At 73.8% G+C, this 15,583-nt stretch carries 14 protein-coding genes; 3 read left to right on the top strand and 11 right to left on the bottom strand.

Annotation, left to right across the window (positions count from 1 at the left end; translation table 11 throughout):
- Positions 1 to 988: serine/threonine-protein kinase (locus tag E1284_RS29475; protein WP_131943424.1), on the bottom strand; the 988-nt coding region annotated here is incomplete at its 3' end.
- A gap of 68 nt (positions 989 to 1,056) precedes the next feature.
- Positions 1,057 to 1,983 carry a LysR family transcriptional regulator gene (locus E1284_RS29470; RefSeq protein WP_131943423.1) on the bottom strand — a complete coding sequence of 309 codons (927 nt, stop codon included), beginning with the start codon at positions 1,981 to 1,983 and terminating at the stop codon, positions 1,057 to 1,059.
- 72 nt (positions 1,984 to 2,055) lie between these two features.
- Here E1284_RS29470 and E1284_RS29465 point away from each other — a divergent pair, with 72 nt between their 5' ends.
- Positions 2,056 to 2,913, top strand: a complete 858-nt coding sequence (locus tag E1284_RS29465; protein ID WP_165965473.1) for a dihydrodipicolinate synthase family protein — start codon at positions 2,056 to 2,058, stop codon at positions 2,911 to 2,913.
- An 11-nt stretch (positions 2,914 to 2,924) separates the two neighbouring features.
- On the opposite strand, the gene hemL is transcribed toward E1284_RS29465, so the two are convergent.
- Positions 2,925 to 4,220 carry a glutamate-1-semialdehyde 2,1-aminomutase gene (hemL, locus tag E1284_RS29460; protein WP_131943421.1) on the bottom strand — a complete coding sequence of 432 codons (1,296 nt, stop codon included), beginning with the start codon at positions 4,218 to 4,220 and terminating at the stop codon, positions 2,925 to 2,927.
- 100 nt (positions 4,221 to 4,320) lie between these two features.
- On the opposite strand from hemL, the gene E1284_RS29455 reads away from it, so the two are divergent.
- Positions 4,321 to 6,000, top strand: coding sequence for a serine/threonine-protein kinase (locus tag E1284_RS29455; RefSeq protein ID WP_131943420.1), 1,680 nt, complete (start codon positions 4,321 to 4,323; stop codon positions 5,998 to 6,000).
- 2 nt (positions 6,001 to 6,002) lie between these two features.
- On the opposite strand, the gene E1284_RS29450 is transcribed toward E1284_RS29455, so the two are convergent.
- The 8 genes from E1284_RS29450 to E1284_RS29415 form a co-directional block, all read right to left on the bottom strand.
- On the bottom strand, positions 6,003 to 6,653 hold the full coding sequence (locus tag E1284_RS29450; RefSeq protein ID WP_243714821.1) for a bifunctional DNA primase/polymerase: 651 nt from the start codon (positions 6,651 to 6,653) through the stop codon (positions 6,003 to 6,005).
- Between the two features lie 132 nt (positions 6,654 to 6,785).
- Complete coding sequence (gene hemB, locus E1284_RS29445; RefSeq protein ID WP_131943419.1) at positions 6,786 to 7,769, bottom strand: porphobilinogen synthase; 984 nt, start codon at positions 7,767 to 7,769, stop codon at positions 6,786 to 6,788.
- Between the two features lie 20 nt (positions 7,770 to 7,789).
- A complete protein-coding gene (locus E1284_RS29440; RefSeq protein ID WP_279433079.1) occupies positions 7,790 to 9,355 on the bottom strand; it encodes a bifunctional uroporphyrinogen-III C-methyltransferase/uroporphyrinogen-III synthase in 1,566 nt (521 codons plus the stop codon).
- Positions 9,356 to 9,435: 80 nt separating this feature from the next.
- A complete protein-coding gene (gene hemC / locus E1284_RS29435; protein WP_243714822.1) occupies positions 9,436 to 10,305 on the bottom strand; it encodes a hydroxymethylbilane synthase in 870 nt (289 codons plus the stop codon).
- 44 nt (positions 10,306 to 10,349) lie between these two features.
- Positions 10,350 to 11,852, bottom strand: coding sequence for a glutamyl-tRNA reductase (locus tag E1284_RS29430; protein WP_131943417.1), 1,503 nt, complete (start codon positions 11,850 to 11,852; stop codon positions 10,350 to 10,352).
- A 103-nt stretch (positions 11,853 to 11,955) separates the two neighbouring features.
- Positions 11,956 to 12,696, bottom strand: coding sequence for a redox-sensing transcriptional repressor Rex (locus tag E1284_RS29425; RefSeq protein ID WP_131943416.1), 741 nt, complete (start codon positions 12,694 to 12,696; stop codon positions 11,956 to 11,958).
- 321 nt (positions 12,697 to 13,017) lie between these two features.
- Positions 13,018 to 13,281 (bottom strand): glutaredoxin family protein, encoded by a 264-nt coding sequence (locus E1284_RS29420; protein WP_131943415.1) that lies wholly within the window; start codon positions 13,279 to 13,281, stop codon positions 13,018 to 13,020.
- 1 nt (position 13,282) lies between these two features.
- Positions 13,283 to 14,587, bottom strand: a complete 1,305-nt coding sequence (locus tag E1284_RS29415; RefSeq protein ID WP_131943414.1) for a putative quinol monooxygenase — start codon at positions 14,585 to 14,587, stop codon at positions 13,283 to 13,285.
- 176 nt (positions 14,588 to 14,763) lie between these two features.
- On the opposite strand from E1284_RS29415, the gene E1284_RS29410 reads away from it, so the two are divergent.
- Positions 14,764 to 15,432 (top strand): sigma-70 family RNA polymerase sigma factor, encoded by a 669-nt coding sequence (locus E1284_RS29410; protein ID WP_131943413.1) that lies wholly within the window; start codon positions 14,764 to 14,766, stop codon positions 15,430 to 15,432.
- Positions 15,433 to 15,583 lie beyond the last annotated feature (151 nt).

Genomic DNA, 15,583 nt, shown 5'->3' with positions numbered 1-15,583 from the left:
AAGAGACAGCCCCTGCTCCGGCCGCCCCTGCTCCGGCCGCCCCCGCCCCGGCAGCGCCGACCGCGCCGACGGCGGAGGCGGTGCCCGCGGCGCCCGGCAGCAGCCAGGCGGCGAGCGGGAACAGCGCGGCGAGCGCGACGGCGCCCGCCGACAGGGCGTGGACGCCGCGCGCCTCCCAGTCCCGGCCGTAGGCCGCCTGGGCGGTGCGCTCCAGGTCGTCCACGAAGGCCGCGGCCCCCGCCGGACGGTCCTCCGGCGCCTTCGCCATGCCGCGCTGGACGAGCGGGCGCAGCGCCTCGGGCACGGCGTCGATCGGTACCTCGCCCGTCAGGTGGGCCCGCATGAGCTCGGCCCGGGTCCCGGCATAGGGCCGGTGGCCCGTCACGCACTCCACGAACACGCAGGTCGCCGCGTACACGTCCGACGCGGGCGTGGCGATGTGCCGGCTCCACTGCTCGGGCGCCATGTAGTACGGCGTCCCGGCGCCGCCCGCCTCCTCGCCGGCGGGGGTCGCGATGCCGAAGTCGACGAGGCGGCTCCGCCCGTCCGCCGGGACGACGACGTTCGCGGGCTTGTAGTCGCGGTGGACGACGCCGACGGCGTGGGCGGCGGCGAGCCCCAGCAGCGAGCCCTTGAGGACGGTCAGCGCCGCCTCCGGGCCGAGCGCGCCGTGCTGCCGCAGCAGTTCCTTGAGGGAGACGCCGTCGATGGCCTCCATGATGATCGCGGCCGTGTCCGGCCCCTCGACGAGCCGGAACAGCCGCGCCACGTGCGGGCTGCCGGCCCGGCCGAGCATCAGCGCCTCGTGGCGCAGCCGTTCGCGCTCCGCCTCGTCCGCCCGGACGGCCAGGTACTTGATCGCCACCGGCGTGCCGGACGCGTCGTGCCGGGCCAGCACCACCCGGCCCTGGGCGCCGGCGCCGAGTTCGCGCACCTCGGTGTACCCGTCGACCCGCCACTGCGCGCCGACCCGCCCGTCCCCGTCCACGTGCCCCTCCGCAAGTCCATGATCGCGATGAACTTACCGAACGGCGGTATTTGCGGCGAGTTGTCCGATCAGCCCGGCACGGCCGCCACCACCGCGGCACCGGCGGGGACGGCGGCGCGCAGCGCGCCGACGGCCGCGCGGATCGCCGGGCGCCGCGCCGCCTCCTCCCGCCACACCGCGTACACGCGGCGCGACAGCGGCTCCGACAGCGGCACGATCGCCACGCCGGGCGGCACGTCGCAGCGGCCGAGGCGCGGCAGGATCACGTTGCCGAGCCCCGCCGCGACGAGGGACAGCTGCGTGGCGAACTCGTAGGCCATGTGGTCGATGCTCGGTTCGCTGTCGACGGCGCGGAGCGTGCGCAGCAGCCAGTCGCAGCAGATGCTGTCCGGCACGGAGCTGATCCACGGGTCGCCGGCCAGCTCCTTGAGGTCGATCGTGTCGCGCCCGGCGAGCGGGTGGTCGGCGGGCAGCGCCACGTCCGCGACGTCGTGGCAGATCACGCCCTTGTGCAGGCCCTCGGGCAGGGGCAGCGGCTCGTTGTTCCAGTCCTGGACGACGGCCATGTCGATGTCGCCGCGCGAGACGAGCGGCATGCTGCGCATCGGGTCCTCCTCGCGGAGCCGGACGCGCAGGTCGGGGTGGTCGGCGCGGAGGGCGCGCAGCGCCGCCGGCATCAGCCCGCGCACGGCGGTCGGGAACGCGGCGACGGTGAGCAGGCCGACGACCGACCCCCGGTGCGCCTCCAGGTCGGCCTGCGCCTGCTCGACGAGCGACAGGATCCGCTCGGCGTGCGCGACGAGGAGCTCGGCGGCGTCGGTCAGCCGGACGCCCCGGCCGTTGCGTTCGAGCAGCTTCTGCCCGGTCTCCCGCTCCAGCTTCGCGAGCTGCTGGGAGACGGCGGACGTGGTGACGTGCAGGACGTCGGCGGCGGCGCTGACCGAACCGTAGGTCGCGACCGAATGCAGGGCGCGCAGCCGTTCCAGATCAAGCATGAAGCAATACTAAATCGAGGAGTCAAGGATTTCTCGCTTGTCCTAAAGCAAGTGTTTCGTGACGATCGGGACATGAGCCTGCACGGAATCCACGCTTCGCTCGTCACGCCGTTCACCCGCTCCGGCGCGGTGGACGCGGCATCGCTCGAACGGCTCGCCGTCCACTGCCTGGAGAACGGGGTGGACGGCCTGGTCGCGCTCGGCACCACCGGCGAGGCCGCCCTGCTGGCGCCGGACGAGGAGCGGACGGTCCTGGAGGTGTGCCGCGCCGTCTCCGACCGCTCCGGGACGCCGCTGATCGTCGGCGCCGGCACGATGGGCACCGAGGACTCGATCCGGCAGGCCCGCGAACGGGCCGACTTCGCCGACGCGCTGCTCGTCGTCGTCCCGTACTACCTGCGCCCGTCGGACGAGGCCGTCGTCGGCCACTTCGCCGCCGTCGGCGCCGCCGTGGACGTCCCGCTCGTCCCGTACAACATCCCGTACCGGACGGGGAAGCAGCTCAGCGCCGAGACCCTGCTCGAGATCCTCGCGCTGGACTGCGTCGCCGGCATGAAGCACTGCGCGGGCGGCATCGACGCCGACACCCTCGCCCTGCTGGCGGCCAACCCCGGCAAGGCCGTCCTCTGCGGCGACGACGCGTACATCTACCCGATGCTGCGACTCGGCGCGGCCGGGGGCGTCGCCGCGTGCGCGTGCCTCGCGCCGTCCGCCTACGCCTCGATGCTCGGCGGCACGGCGGACGCACTGGCGACGCACAACAAGCTGCTGCCGATGGTGGAGGCGCTGTTCAGCGAGCCCGCGCCGGCCGTGCTCAAGGCGTGCCTGGCCGAGCTCGGGCTCATCGACGACCCGGCGGTGCGCGCACCCCTGCGCGCACCGCGCCCCGAGTCGGTCGCCGCTGCCGTGACGGCCTTCCAAGCCCTCTAGGACCCAGGCCCTCAGGACGACGCCTGCGCCGCCGCGCGGGCGGCGTGCGGGAGGGCCTCCAGGACGCGCCCCAGCGCCTCCTCGTCGTGCGCGGCCGACAGGAACCACACCTCGTACGCCGACGGCGGCAGGTACACGCCGTGGTCCAGCGCCGCGTGGAAGAACGCGGCGTACGCCTTGGAGTCCTGGCGCTGCGCGGCGGCGAAGTCGCCCACCGGCGTCTCGCTGAAGAAGACCGAGAACAGGTTGCCGGCGTTCTGCACCGAGTGCGGGACGCCCTCCCGCTCCAGCGCCTCCGACGCGGCCTTCGCCACGATCCCCGCCGACCGGTCGATCGCCGCGTACACCTCGTCGGTGGCGTTGCGCAGCGTGGCGAGCCCGGCGGCGGTGGCGAGCGGGTTCCCCGACAGGGTGCCCGCCTGGTAGACGGGGCCGGCCGGGGCGAGGTGGTCCATGACGTCGGCGCGCCCGCCGAACGCGGCGGCGGGCAGCCCGCCGCCCATCACCTTGCCGAAGGTCATCAGGTCGCCCGCCACGCCCTCGACCCCGAACCAGCCGGACCGGGACGCGCGGAACCCGGTGAGGACCTCGTCGATCACGAGCAGCGCCCCGTACCGCTCGCACAGCCGCTTCAGCAGCGCATTGAAGTTGTCCAGCGGCGGGACCACGCCCATGTTGCAGGGAACCGCCTCGGTGATGACGCACGCGATGTCGGTGCCGTGCTCGTCGAACGCCGTCTCCACGGCGGTGACGTCGTTATACGGGAGGATCAGCGTGTCGGCGGTCGTCGCGCCGGTCACGCCCGGCGTGTCGGGCAGGCCGAACGTCGCGACCCCGGACCCGGCGGCGGCGAGGAGGGAGTCGACGTGCCCGTGGTAGCAGCCCGCGAACTTCACGATCTTGGTGCGCCCGGTGAAGCCGCGCGCCAGCCGGATCGCCGACATGGTCGCCTCCGTCCCGGAGTTGACCAGCCGGACCCGGCCCACCGGCGTCCGCGACACGATCTCCTCGGCGAGTTCCACCTCGCCCTGCGTCGGCGCGCCGTAGGACGTGCCGCGGCCCGCCGCGTCCCGCACCGCCTCGACCACGGCCGGGTGCGCGTGCCCGAGGATCAGCGGGCCCCACGAGCACACCAGGTCGACGTAGGTGTTCCCGTCGGCGTCGGTCAGGTACGGGCCGCGCCCGGACGCCATGAAGCGGGGCGTCCCGCCGACGGCGCCGAAGGCCCGCACCGGGGAGTTGACACCGCCGGGAACGACCCCGGCGGCGCGGTCGAACAACTGCTGGGAGCGATCGATACCAGTCACGTTTTCAGTCTCTCAGTTGCAGTTCGGCGACTTGCCTTGACCTCGCGCCGCGCGGGCCGATATTCCACCAAGTACGACATCGGAGGGATGGGCTTTCAACGTGGTTGACGGCTGGACGGTCCCGGGCTTCACCCACGAGCGGGAGCTGGGAAGCGGAGCCTCGGGCCGGGTGGTGCTGGCGGTCGACGACCAGACCGGCACGAAGGTCGCGATCAAATACCTCGACGGCGCGCTCGCGGCCGACGAGGCGTTCCTCGCGCGCTTCCGCGCGGCGGCACGCCCCCTGTCCCAGCTCGAGGACCCCAACGTGGTCGACTTCTACGACTTCGTGGAGTCCGCGGACGGCGCCGCGATCGTGATGCAGTGGGTCGAGGGCGTCAGCCTGCGCCGGGTACTGGCCGCGCAGGGCCCCGCCGGGCCGCTCGCGGCCCTGTCGATGCTCGGCGGGCTGCTGCTCGGCCTCGCCGCCGCGCACGAGCGCGGCGTCGTGCACGGCGCGCTCCGCCCGGCGAACGTCCTGGTGGACGCCGACGGCAACGCGCTGCTCACCGACTTCGCGACCGCGCCCGCCGGCACCGAGGTGCGGTTCGGCGCGCAGTACGCGGCGCCGGAGCTGTGGGACGGCGAGCCCGCCACCGTCGCCACCGACCTGTACGCCGCCACCGCGATCTTCTACGAGTCGCTCACCGGGCGCCCCCCGTACGCGGGCCGGAACATGGCGCGGCTGCACCGCGAGGCGCCGATCCCGGCCGACGAGGTCCCCGGGCCGCTGCGCGCCCTCGTCCACCAGGGCCTGGCGAAGGAGCCGGCGGGACGGCCGAAGTCCGCCGCCGACCTCCTCGGCGCGCTGGAGGACGCGGCCGTCTCCGCCTACGGGCCGTCGTGGGAGGCGCAGGGCCGCGGCCGGCTCACCGAGCTCGCCGGGCAGGCCGCGCTGCAGCCGGAGCCGCCGAAGCCGAAGCCGGCCCGCAGCAGCGGCCGCAACGCGGTCGTCGCCGGCAAGCAGCCCGGCGGCCGGTCCCGTACGCCGTGGGTGCTCGCGGCCGTCGCCGTCCTGGTCATCGCCGGCGCGGGCGCGGGCGCGGCGACGCTGCTGAACAAGGACGAGACGAAGCCGCCGCCCGACCCGGCGCCGGCGCAGAGCAGCACCCCGCAGCCGACGCTGCCCGTGGGCGGTGTCGACCCGACACCGCTCATCGCCCAGATCGACCAGGCCGTCGGGAAGTCCCCCGGCGCGGCGTTCAGCTACCGGCAGACCGGCTGCTGCGGGTTCCCCGTCACCAGCCGCGGCACGTTCACGCTGCAGGACGGGCAGGCGTCCTATTCGATGACGGTCGCCGGGTCCGGGTCCGCCCGCAAGACGATGCCCGCCGTCGTCGTCCAGGACCGGCTCTACCTGCGGGTGGGCAAGAAGTGGAAGCCGTCCGCGTTCGGCGTGCGCGGCTACCCGGCGCTGGCCGACCAGGTCCGGCAGGGCAGCTCCGTCGCGAACCTGACGACGCTGCTGCGGTCGGCGACGAAGCTCACCCGGTCGGGCGCGATCTACGAGGGCGAGGCACCGGCGGCGCAGCTGGCGCAGGCGCCCGGCCTCGGCCCCATGTACGCGCGGATGGCGCAGGCCACCGGCGCCCAGCAGATCGCCTTCGCCATCAAGCTCGACGCGGCCCACCGCCCGGTGAAGTTCTGGGTCCGCGCGGGTGAGGAGAAGGGCCGCAACCAGATGCAGCGCGGCTCCTACTCCACGTGGGGGGCCAAGCCCGCGATCAAGGCCCCGCACTAGCCTCAGGCGCCCTCACAGGCGTCCACGAGGACCTCCAGGAGCCGCAGCGGGTCCGGCAGCGCCTCCCGCCGCGGCGGCCGCAGCCAGGCGACCTCGCGCCCGTACGGCAGCGCCGACGGCGGCGCGACGACGTAGCTGTCGCGGCAGTGCCAGCGCATGCCCGGCGTGTCGGCGACGTCCTCCGGCAGCGTGTCGAGGTGGCACGACCACCACTCGTCCTCGTCGACGGGCGCGCCGCGGGTCGCGACGAAGAACAGGTGCCGCTCGCCCCCGAACGACGCGACCGGACCGACGGGAAGGTCCTCCCGCTCGATCCGGTCGAGGGCGATGGCGCCGGCGGCGGCCGGGACGTCGAACACGTCGAAGACCCGGCCCGTCGGCAGGATGATGTTGGCCTCCGGGCGTTTCACCCACCAGCGTTCGATGACCTCGGGGTCCACGCTGGCCTGGTGCGCCCAGGCCGCCGATACCGGGTGCGCGCCCGGGTCGGGACACCCGATCCGGTCGCACGAGCACGCCCGGTCGGCCCCGACATGCGCGCCCGGAAAGCAGGGCCACCCGAACCCGGCGTACTCCCGCGCCGCCGCGGCCATCCGGTTCCGTGCCGCCTTCTGCCGCCTGTGCCCCGTGACCGCCAGCATCTCGCCCCCCATATTTCCCAAGGTCGCGCGTGGGTTCCTGGTTACCGATGATGCCCGCCGGCGTCACGCCCAGACACGGCAACCCCCGGTAAACGACCCTAAGTAACTAGAGAGCGTCCTGGGTGCGCTCAGGACACGGGGCGGTCAGCCCAGCCTGCGGGCGGCCTCGGTGGCCCAGTAGGTGAGGACTATGTCGGCGCCGGCGCGGTGGATGGAGGTCAGCGATTCCATGATGGTGCGTTCGCGGTCGATCCAGCCCTTCTCGGCGGCGGCCTCGATCATCGCGTACTCGCCGCTGACCTGGTAGGCGGCGACGGGGACGTCCACGGTGTCGCGGACGCGGCGGACGACGTCGAGGTAGGCGCCGGCTGGCTTCACCATGACCATGTCGGCGCCCTCGTCGAGGTCGAGGAGGACCTCGCGGATCGACTCGTCGGTGTTGGCCGGGTCCTGCTGGTGGGTGGAGCGGTCGCCGAACTGGGGCGCGCACTCGGCGGCGTCGCGGAACGGGCCGTAGTAGGCGGAGGCGTACTTCACCGAGTACGCGAGGATCGCGGTGTCGGTGTGGCCGGCCCCGTCGAGGGCCGTCCTGATCGCGCCGACCTGGCCGTCCATCATGCCGGACGGGCCGACGACCGCCGAGCCCGCCTCGGCCTGCGCCAGGGCGATGGAGGCGTACCGCTCCAGCGTGGCGTCGTTGTCGATCTCGCCCGAGCCGGTGAGGATGCCGCAGTGCCCGTGGTCGGTGTACTCGTCCAGGCACAGGTCCGTCATGAGCACGGTCGCGTCGCCGAGGTCGGACGCCAGGTCGCGCAGCGCCCGCTGGACGATGCCGTCCGGGTCGTCGGCGGCGGACCCGGTGCCGTCCTTCGCCGCCGGGACGCCGAACAGGATGATCCCGCCGACGCCGGCCTCGGCCGCCTCGTGCGCGGCCTTGCGCAGGCTGTCCAGGGTGTGCTGGAACACGCCGGGCATGGAGGCGACCGGCTGCGGCTCGGCGATGCCCTCCTTGACGAACATCGGCAGGACGAGGTCCGCCGGGGCGAGCCGCGTCTCGGCGACCAGCCGGCGGAGCGCGGGCGTGCGGCGCAGCCGCCGCGGGCGCGCGACGGGGAACTGTGCGGACATGATTACCTCTGTGTCGTCTGCTACTTGCGGCGCCGGGCCCCCCGGCGCATCTGGCTGGGCTTGCGGAGCGGGTCCCCCGCCTCGATCTGGGCCGCCCGCCGGTTCGCACCGTACTCCGCCAGCGCCTCGGCGAGGGCCGATACGGACGGCTTCTCCGCCATGACGTCGACGCGCAGGCCGTATTCCTGCGCGGTCTTCGCGGTCTGCGGGCCGATCACCGCGATCACCGTCACGTTGTGCGGCTTGCCGGCGATCCCGATCAGGTTCTTCACCGTGGACGAGGAGGTGAACAGCACCGCGTCGAACCCGCCGCCCTTGATCGCCTCGCGGATCGGCGCGGGCGGCGGCGCGGCCCGGACCGTCCGGTAGGCGGTCACGTCCTCGCACTCCCAGCCGAGCTCGGTCAGCTTGGCGATGAGCACGTCGGTGGCGATGTCGGCGCGCGGCAGCAGCACCCGGTTGATCGGGTCGAGGTCCTCGTCGTAGGGCGGCCACTCGGCGGCCAGGCCCTCGCCGGACTGCTCCCCCGCCGGGACGAGGTCGGGCTGCACGCCGAACTCGACCAGCGCGGCGGCGGTCTGCTCGCCGACGGCGGCGACCTTCAGCCCGGCGAACGCGCGGGCGTCCAGGCCGTAGTCGGTGATCTTCTCCCGGACGGCCTTCACCGCGTTGGTGGAGGTGAACACCACCCACTCGTAGCGCCCGGTGACGAGGCCCTTGACGGCCCGGTCCATCTGCTGCGGGGTGCGCGGCGGCTCGACGGAGATCGTCGGGACCTCGTCCGGGACGGCCCCGTACCCGCGCAGCTGGTCCGACAGCGACGCGGCCTGCTCCTTGGTGCGCGGCACGAGGACGCGCCAGCCGAACAGCGGCTTGGTCTCGAACCAGGACAGCTTGTCGCGCCACTTCACGACGTCTCCGACGATGATCAGCGCGGGCGACTCCATGCCCTTGGTGTCGGACGCGAGCCTGCTCAGCGTCGAGACGACGGTCTCCTGCTCGGTGGTGGTGCCGAGGCTCGTCATCGCGGCCGGGCTGGAGTCGGGCCGCCCTGCGGCGACCAGGCCCTTGGCGATCTCGGCGACCGCGCCCTCCGCGCCGGCGATGACGAGGGTGGCGCCGGACCCGGCGAACTCCTCCCAGTCGACGCCGCCCGCCGAGGCGTCCACGAACCGGAACTCGCGGTGCTCGGGGTCGGTGAGCGGGATGCCCGCATACCCCGGCACCCCGGTCACGGCGGAGACGCCCGGGACGACCTCGAACGGCACGCCCGCCTTGCGCAGGGCGGCGCCCTCGGCGGCCAGGCCGCAGGCGACGCCCGGGTCGCCGGCGAACATCCGGACGACGCGGCGGCCGGCCTTCGCGGCGCGCACGGCGAGCTTGACCGGGTCGCCCTCGGCGGTGTCGATGATCTCGGCGTCCGCGCGGCAGTGCGCGAGGATGTCGGCGGGGCAGTGCGCGCGGCCGACGATGACGGTGTCGGCGCGTTCCAACTCGGCGGCGGCGCGCAGCGTCAGCAGCCCCGGGTCGCCTGGGCCCATCCCGACGATCGCGACGGTCCCGGGGTCGGTCGTCCGGCTCGGCAGCGCCGTCCGGGCGGCGGCCGCGCCCTTGGCGGCCTTGCTCTCGGCGCCGCCGGTCCCGGCGGCGCTCTTCGCGGCGGGGCTCACTCGCGCTCCCCCATCAGCTGGTCGGCCCCCTGCGCGAGCATCCGGGCCGCGAGGTCGCGGCCGATCTGCTCGGCGGCATCCGGGTGGCCGCTGGCGGACATCCTGATCTGCCGGCTGCCGTCGATCGCCGCGACGGTCGCCGTCAGATGCAGCTCTTCATCTACTTCGGCAGCGTATGTTCCCACGGGCGCGGAGCAGCCCGCCTCCAGCACCGCGAGGATCGTCCGCTCGGCGGTGACCGCGCGCCGGGTCGCGGCGTCGTCGACCGCCGCGAGCAGCTCGCGCAGGTCGTCGCGGTCGGAGCGGCATTCGAGGGCGAGCGAGCCCTGGCCGGGCGCGGGCAGCATCTGGTCGGTGTCGAAGACCTCGCCGACCTCCGCCAGCCGGCCGATCCGCTTCAGGCCGGCGTGCGCCAGCACGATCGCGTCCAGCTCGCCGTCGGTGATCTTGCGGAGCCGGGTGTCGGCGTTGCCGCGGATCGGGACGATCTCCAGGTCGGGGCGGAGCGCGCGCAGCTGCGCCACCCGGCGCGGCGAGCCGGTGCCGACGCGGGCGCCGCGCGGCAGGTCCGCGAGCTTGCTCGGTCCGCACAGCGCGTCGCGGGGGTCGTCGCGCAGCGGGGTCGCGGCAAGCTTGATGCCGGGGGTCTCCGATGTCGGCAGGTCCTTCAGCGAGTGGACGGCGAAGTCCACCTCGCCGGACAGGATCTTGTCACGCAGCGCGTTCACGAACACGCCCGTGCCGCCCATCTGGGCGAGCAGGGCCTTGGAGACATCACCCTGCGTGGTTACCCCGACCAGCTCGACGGCATGCCCCGTCAGCCGCGTCAACGCGTCCGCGACGCCCTGCGACTGCGTCGTCGCCATCAGGCTCTTGCGGGTGCCGAGCCGCAGCGGGCCCTTGCCTGTACTCACGTCTCGTCTCCTTCGCGCGCCGGGACCCTGTCCCGGGCACTGACCGCCCTGACGCTCGCCGCGCGGGCGTTCACCGTCTCCACGTTCACTCCATCGGACGCGCCCGGCGGGACGTCGCTGCCCATGATCGGCGCGGGGCTGACGCAGTCGGCGTCCGCGCAGTCGGGTGCGATCGCCGCCGGCGGCTCGTCCTCGCGCATGTCGGCGCGGGCCACCGCCTCGGGGGCCTTCGGGTCCAGGTCGAACAGTTCGCGCAGCGCGTCGGCGTAGGAGTCGCCGCCCGGCGCCGCCGCCAGTTCCTTGACCCGGACGGTCGGTGCGTGGAGCAGCTTGTCCACCACGCGCCGCACTGTGTGCTCGATCTCCCTGCGGTCCCGGTCGTCCATCCCGGGTATCCGGCCCGCCAGCCGGGTCAGCTCCGCGTCCACCACGCCCGCGGCCTTGCTGCGCAGCGCGACGACGGTCGGCGCGACGGCGGCGGCGCGGGCCGCGCTGAGGAACGCCTCGACCTCCTCGCACACGATCCGGCGGACCGCCTCGACGGCCGCCGGGCCGATCGCCCGCGCGGCCTCCTGCGCGGTGCGCAGATCGTCCAGCCCGGCGAGCTCGACGCCGTCCAGCTCGCCGACGGACCGCTCGACGTCGTGCGGCAGCGCCAGGTCGAGGAAGAAGCGGTTCCGCCCGTCGTCGCCGACGCCGCGCGCCGCCAGCTGCGCGGCCGTCACCACCAGGCCGGTGGCGCCGGTGCACGACACCACCAGGTCGGCGTCGGCCAGCGCCGCGTCCAGCGCGGACAGCTCGATCGCGGCGGAGGGGACGTCCAGCGACTCGGCGAGGCGGACGGCCCGCGCATGCGTACGGTTGGCGATCACCACCTCGCGCGCTCCCGCGCGGCTCAGCGTGGCCGCGGCCAGCGAGCTCATCGAACCGGCGCCGACCACCAGCGCGCGGACGCCGTCCAGCGGCCCGAGATGCCGGACCGCGACGTCCAGCCCCACGCTGACCAGTGACGCGCCGGCCTGGTCGATGCCGGTCTCGTGGTGGGCGCGCTTGCCCACCCGCAGCGACTGCTGCAGGACGTCGTGCAGGTCGCGGCCGAGCGTGCGCTCGTCCTGCGCGAGCTTGAACGCCTGCCGGATCTGGCCGAGGATCTGCCCCTCGCCGACGACCATCGACTCCAGCCCGCACGCCACCGCGAACACGTGCTGGACGGCCCGCTCCTCGTAGTGGACGTACAGGTGCCGGGACAGGTCGTCCAGCGGGACGCCGGAGTGCAGCGCCAGCAGCTCGGAGATCGCCGAGACGCCGCCGTGGAACTTGTCGACCACCGCGTAGATCTCGACGCGGTTGCACGTCGAGACGATCGCCGCCTCGGCGATGTTCGCCGAGGCGTGCACCGCGTTCAGCAGCTTCACCAGGTCGTCCCCGGCCACCGCCGCCCGCTCCAGCACCGCGACGGGCGCGCTGCGGTGACTGAGCCCCACCACCAGAATGCTCATGCCCTGACTCCCGCGACTTCCGCATCCGCCGTCTTGTGAGCTGCCGTGCTGTGGGCTCCGGTTTCCGGATCCGCCTCGATCATGCCCGCCGGCCCCGGGCCGCTCATGCCTCGACCGTCTCTACGTACTGCGCCGTGCCCGGCGGCGCGTCGCCCGCGTCGAGCGGCGGGTGGACGTCCGGCCCGCCGGCCTTGCGCTGCTCGTGGAACGCGAGGATCTGCAGCTCGATCGACAGGTCGACCTTGCGCACGTCGACGCCGTCCGGCACCGACAGGACGACGGGCGCGAAGTTCAACACGCTGGTGACGCCCGCGGCGACCACGCGATCGCACACCCCCTGGGCCGCGCCCGCGGGGGTCGCGATCACGGCGATGGAGACGCCGTGGTCCGCGATGATGTCCTCCAGCCGGTCGATGTGCTGCACCGTCATGCCGGAGATCTCCTGGCCGACGATGGCCTCGTCCGCGTCGAGCAGGCCCGCCACGCGGAAGCCGCGGGACGCGAAACCGCCGTAGCCGGCCAGCGCACGGCCCAGGTTACCGACACCGATGATGGCGACGACCCAGTCCTGGGTGAGGCCCAGCTCGCGGGAGATCTGGTAGACGAGGTACTCGACCTCGTAGCCGACGCCGCGCGTCCCGTAGGACCCGAGGTGGGACAGGTCCTTGCGCAGCTTGGCCGAGTTCACGCCGGCCGCCGCGGCCAGCTCCTCGGAGGAGACGGTCGCGACGCCGCGCTCCTGCAGCCCGGTGAGGGCCCGCAGGTAGACCGGGAGCCGCGCCACGGTGGCTTCGGGGATGCCGCGGCCCGCGCGGTCGCGGTGCCGGTTCTGTCGAGGTGTCACGGCCTGCTCTTCGGGCTCGACGCTGGGGACGGGGCGGTCGGAGAACCCCTCGCCCCGGCGCGCGCGGCTCGGTAACGGTCTGACGACCGCGGCCCGGCCGCCCCCAGGGCTGGCCACCAGGTTAAGCCTTTGTGAACACGCGCACAAAGTCACCCCCCGGTCGCATGGGCCGGACGGCGCCGCGGAAAGGCCGTCCATCAAGGACTTGCAGGGTACGCCCCGACCATCCGAATGTCGTTCGGATGTGACCGACAAGACACCCGGACTGCCCGGAAACGCCCCGGAACACTGGGAAACGCCGCGCCCGGGGGCGCGCGGGAGTCAGCGGAGCTTGGCGACGGCGGCGCGGAGCCGGGCCTCGTCGACGCGCCAGAAGTCGTGCTGGACGCCGTTGACCAGCGTCACCGGGATCTGCTCCCAGTACTGCTCGTAGTCGGCCTCGGACCGGGTGATGTCGCGCTCCTCCCACCGCACCCCGAGGTCGCCGGCGACGCGCTCGATCACCGCGCGGGCGTCCTCGCACAGGTGGCAGCCGGGCTTGCCGAGCATCGTGATCACAATGTCGCCGGGCCTGTCGTCGGGCATGTCACCTCCCGGGGAACTCCGGCGCCGGGAGCGGCACCTTCGCGGGGCCGAGCTTCAGCTCGATCACATTCGTGGCCAGCACGTGGGTGCGGGAGTCGGCGAGGAAGCGGCGCAGGTGCGCCTGCCCGCGGTGCGCGGCGAACGCCGCCTCGTCCCGGAACAGCTGGTAGAAGATCCGCTGCGTGGGGCCGCCGACCACCTCGTGGCAGGCGAAGACCACCGTGTCCGGCTCGGCCGCCAGCGCGGCCTTCACCAGGTCGGCGGCGAGCCGGTCGAACGCCTCCTCGCGGCCGTCCAGCAGCGTGTAGACGGTGATCTGGCCGCAGGCGTTCGCCAGGTCCCGGCCCGGCGGCCCGGCGGCCGGGACCGGCGGCGCGGCGGGGCCGCCCAGCGGGTCGACGGCGGTGGGCCCGGCGGGGTTGTCGGACGGGAAGCGCAACTCCTCGACGGCCGGCTCGGGGAACCGCAGCTCGCCGCGGCGCGGGTCCGGCGTCCGCGGCTCGGGCGAGGGGGTCGGCGCCGGGACGGGCTCGGCCTTGGCCGCGTACGCCTGCTCCTCGTAGCCGGTCGCGGGCTCGCTCCCGTAGCCGCGGTCGTCGCCGTAGCCGCCCCGGTCGTCGTAGTCGTCGTAGCCCTCGTCCTCGTCGTACACGGGGATCGTGCGCATCGCGCCGTACCAGACCAGCCCGACGGCGGCGCCGAGCGCGATCACCGCGACCGGCGCGGGCAGGAACCCGCGGGTGCCGCTGACCACGAGGACGCCGGCGAGCGCGACCAGCGCGACCGGGATGAGCAGCTCGGCGGCCTCCTGGTCGCGCTTGCTCGCCAGCCACGCGGTGACGCCGGTGCAGGCCGCCAGGGAGATCACCGCGACGACGTGCGCGCCGTCGATCAGCAGCAGCGGCAGCGCGTCGTAGGTGGAGCTCGGCTTCGGCAGGCTCTTGGACAGCGAGCCCTTGAGCGGGTCCAGGACGAGGATGACCATCGCGACGACCGTGTAGGAGATCGCGAACAGCCAGGCGGCGAACCGCACCTGCACGTACCGCGCGATGAGCTCGATCATGCCGAGCGCGAGCCACACGGGCCCGATCAGCGCGGCGCCGAGTTCCAGGACGCGGAACAGCGCGCCGTTGAACCCGGCCATGAACCCGACGGCCATGCACAGCAGCGCGAGCGTCAGCCCTACCTGGGTGAACGACCACGCGATGAGGTAGAGCAGCCGGTCCTTTTGGGCGCGCTGGATCAGCAACCCGGTGGCCGCCAGGGCACCGAGGGTCGCCAGGAGCGCGAGAAGAGCATCGACCATCGCGCCTAATGGTGCCCGATGCCGAGAGCGGACGGGTAACCGCGCTGTGATTCGGGCTGCTCGGGACGGCCGGAACAGGGGTGGAAGCACCATGGAACAGGGCATTGCTTCCGTACCTTCCGGTACCTAGAGTGGCAGATCACGCCGGAGGTCGCGTACGCCCCGAGGAGAACTGCATGAGCAGCTTGACCCTCGATGCCGGGGCCATCCCGCTTCCTCGGCGTTCCCGGGCCCGCGCCGCCCGCTCCGGCGGGCCGGGCGCCGACCGGGCGGAGGTCCTCAAGGCGCTGGTGCTCCGCGCGCGGGACGGCGACGCCGACGCGTTCGGCTCCCTCTACGACCACTACGTGGACCTCGTCTACCGGTACATCTACTACCGGGTGGGGACCCACTCCCTCGCCGAGGACCTGACGAGCGAGACGTTCCTGCGCGCCCTCCGCCGGGTCCGCGACTTCCACTGGCAGGGCAAGGACTTCGGCGCCTGGCTGGTGACGATCTCCCGGAACCTCGTCGCCGACCATTTCAAGTCCGGCCGCTACCGGCTGGAGGTCTGCACCGCCGAGCTGACCGAGCCTGACCGGCGCCGTCCCGACCGCCGTCCGGGGCGCGTCCAGGAGGGGCCGGAGCGGGCCGTCCTGGACGCGATGACCAACCGGACGCTGCTGCTCGCCGTCCGGCGGCTCGGGTCCGAGCAGCAGGAGTGCGTCGTGCTGCGGTTCCTGCACGGCCTGTCGGTCGCCGAGACCGCGCTGGTCATGGGCAAGAAGCCGGGGGCGATCAAGGCGCTGCAGTACCGCGCCGTCCGGTCGCTGGGCCGCATGCTCCCCGACGACCTGCGGCACTGACAGGCCCCCGGCCCGTAACCCGCCGCACCGCCCGATCGTTTCCCGGTCAAAGGCGCTCGCGCGCCCGGATTTCCGCAAGGGAGCGGCCGATGAGAACCGGGCTGTGAAGACGAGGCGGGGAAGGACCGTTGAACGGGGAGACGTGCTGGCC

Source organism: Actinomadura bangladeshensis, from assembly GCF_004348335.1.
Classification (GTDB): domain Bacteria; phylum Actinomycetota; class Actinomycetes; order Streptosporangiales; family Streptosporangiaceae; genus Spirillospora; species Spirillospora bangladeshensis.
This window is presented reverse-complemented; position numbering and strand designations above follow the sequence as displayed.

Coding starts and splice junctions, on each gene's coding strand:
- E1284_RS29450 (WP_243714821.1), bottom strand. CDS start 6,653: ATGGGGGGCGAGATGCTGGCGGTCACGGGGCACAGGCGGCAGAAGGCG.
- E1284_RS29415 (WP_131943414.1), bottom strand. CDS start 14,587: ATGGTCGATGCTCTTCTCGCGCTCCTGGCGACCCTCGGTGCCCTGGCG.
- E1284_RS29420 (WP_131943415.1), bottom strand. CDS start 13,281: ATGCCCGACGACAGGCCCGGCGACATTGTGATCACGATGCTCGGCAAG.
- E1284_RS29465 (WP_165965473.1), top strand. CDS start 2,056: ATGAGCCTGCACGGAATCCACGCTTCGCTCGTCACGCCGTTCACCCGC.
- hemC (WP_243714822.1), bottom strand. CDS start 10,305: ATGGCGACGACGCAGTCGCAGGGCGTCGCGGACGCGTTGACGCGGCTG.
- E1284_RS29410 (WP_131943413.1), top strand. CDS start 14,764: ATGAGCAGCTTGACCCTCGATGCCGGGGCCATCCCGCTTCCTCGGCGT.
- E1284_RS29430 (WP_131943417.1), bottom strand. CDS start 11,852: ATGAGCATTCTGGTGGTGGGGCTCAGTCACCGCAGCGCGCCCGTCGCG.
- hemB (WP_131943419.1), bottom strand. CDS start 7,769: ATGTCCGCACAGTTCCCCGTCGCGCGCCCGCGGCGGCTGCGCCGCACG.
- E1284_RS29470 (WP_131943423.1), bottom strand. CDS start 1,983: ATGCTTGATCTGGAACGGCTGCGCGCCCTGCATTCGGTCGCGACCTAC.